Raw genomic sequence first — 1760 nt, forward strand, 5'->3', positions numbered from 1 at the left:
GAACTCCTTCTCGTTGAGCGAGTGGTAGCTGTTGCCCACGTGCTCGATGCCCTTCTCCTGGAAGATGTTCTTGGCCGCGCCCAGGAGGCCCTCGCCGAACACGTACTGCGGCGTGATGGTGTACCAGCGCTTGGCCTTCGGCATGCTGGCGATCAGCGGGCGCACCGTCTGCTCGATCGCGCCGAAGGTGGGCACCGACCAGCGGAAGGTGGCGGGGTTGCAGTCCTTGCCCGTGATCTCGTCGGCACCCGCGGTGGTGATGAAGACGCCGCCGGCCTTCTCGGCCTCCTTGCCCATGGCCAGCGCTTCGGACGACAGGATGCCGCCCGCGAAGAACTTGGCGCCCTGCTGCTGCGAGGCTTCCTGCACCTTGCGCACCGCGGTCGCCGGCTTGCCTTCGGTGTCCAGCACCGTGTAGGCCAGCGGGCGCTTGAGCAYGCTGCCGTACTGCTCGATGGCCAGCTTCATGCCCAGGTCGGCGAACTTGCCGTTGGCCGCGAAGGCGCCCGACATCGGCACCGGGCAGCCGAAGCGGATCGCATCGGCCGATTGGGCGAAAGCGGCGCGGCCGGCCAGCAGGGAAGCGGGAGCGGCCGACAGGGCGGCGAGCTGAAGAAGGTGTCTGCGTTGCATGGAATTCTCCGGACGTGGGTGGGAGGTAAGAGAAAGGTGCTGCCTGAAGTCGGCAACGAATTTAAGCGGATAAATATGATTAATATGCTGGTAAAAACCCGCTAGCAATGCCCGTGCCAAAATCCGGGAAGGCCCGGGCCCGATACCTGCTCCAGAGCCCTCATCTCACCCGAAACGACCCTCTACGCATGAAACCGACGCAGGACGCCATGACCTTCGGCCACACCCGCGCCAAGCGGCAGAAGCTCTCCGACGTCATCGTCGAGGACGTCAAGCGCTGGATCGTGGCCGAGCGCAAGCAGCCCGGCGACCGGCTGCCGAACGAGTAGGAGCTGATCGAGCTCTTCGGCTACTCGAAGAGCACGGTGCGCGAGGCGTTGAAGGCGCTGGAGGTGCGCGGGCTGGTCTCCATCCGCACCGGGCCGGGCGGCGGCGCCTACCTGCAGCAGGTCTCGGTCGACCATGCGTCGGAGCCACTGCGCAACTTCCTGCACTTCCATCACCTGGACGGGCACCACATCTACCAGCTGCGCAAGGTGCTGGAGCCCGAGCTGGCCGTGAGCGTGGTCGGCAAGCTGACGCCCGAGCAGTTCGAGCGGCTCGAAGCCAACGTGCGCCTTTGCACGCTGGAGCCCACCAACGAGGACGAGCTGCGCACGCAGCGCGAGGCCGAGCTTGCGTTTCACACCATGCTGGCCGAGGCCTGCCCCAATCCGGTGCTGTCCTTCATGTGCCGCTTCCTGAACGACCTGCTGCGCGACCTCGTGGTCTACAAGAAGGCGCTGGACCATCACCACTTCGGCGAGGCCAATGTCGACTATCACACGCAGCTGCTGGCGGCCTATCGCCGGGAAGATGYGAACGAGGTGCGCCGGCTGATGGCCGAGCACATGGTCGATGCCGAGGCGCACATGCATGAGATGGAGGCGCACATCGGGGCGAAGCATCTGTTGCTGCCTAGCGGGCAGCGTTGACCGGTGGGTTGAGAGCAGGCCGTTTTTCTTGTCCCCTCTCCCCTTGGGGAGAGGGCTAGGGTGAGGGCCGCGGGCCTTCACACTCGCACGCCCTTTGCCATTGCCGAAGCCCTCACCCCGGCCCTCTCCCGCAAGCGGGAGAGGGAGCAAGAC

General features: G+C 65.6%; 3 protein-coding genes. 2 read left to right on the forward strand and 1 reads right to left on the reverse strand.

The features are described 5' to 3' along the window. Positions 1–633, reverse strand: a 633-nt coding sequence (locus AC1DOC_RS32340) for an ABC transporter substrate-binding protein (RefSeq protein ID WP_478131406.1), incomplete at its 3' end; no start/stop codon positions are given. A 188-nt stretch (positions 634–821) separates the two neighbouring features. Between AC1DOC_RS32340 and AC1DOC_RS32345 the strand changes: the two genes are divergently transcribed. Continuing rightward, positions 822–962 (forward strand): hypothetical protein, encoded by a 141-nt coding sequence (locus AC1DOC_RS32345; RefSeq protein WP_478131407.1) that lies wholly within the window; start codon positions 822–824, stop codon positions 960–962. 6 nt (positions 963–968) lie between these two features. Continuing rightward, the gene (locus AC1DOC_RS32350; protein WP_478131408.1) at positions 969–1607 is read left to right on the forward strand and encodes a FadR/GntR family transcriptional regulator; all 639 of its coding nucleotides are present in this window, start codon (positions 969–971) and stop codon (positions 1605–1607) included. The last annotated feature ends 153 nt before the right edge of the window (positions 1608–1760 follow it).

This window comes from Variovorax sp. 01T439_2 (assembly GCF_056398445.1).

What these genes read in the sequence shown, in the direction of transcription:
- AC1DOC_RS32345 (WP_478131407.1), top strand. Translation starts at nt 822, where the DNA reads ATGAAACCGACGCAGGACGCCATGACCTTCGGCCACACCCGCGCCAAG.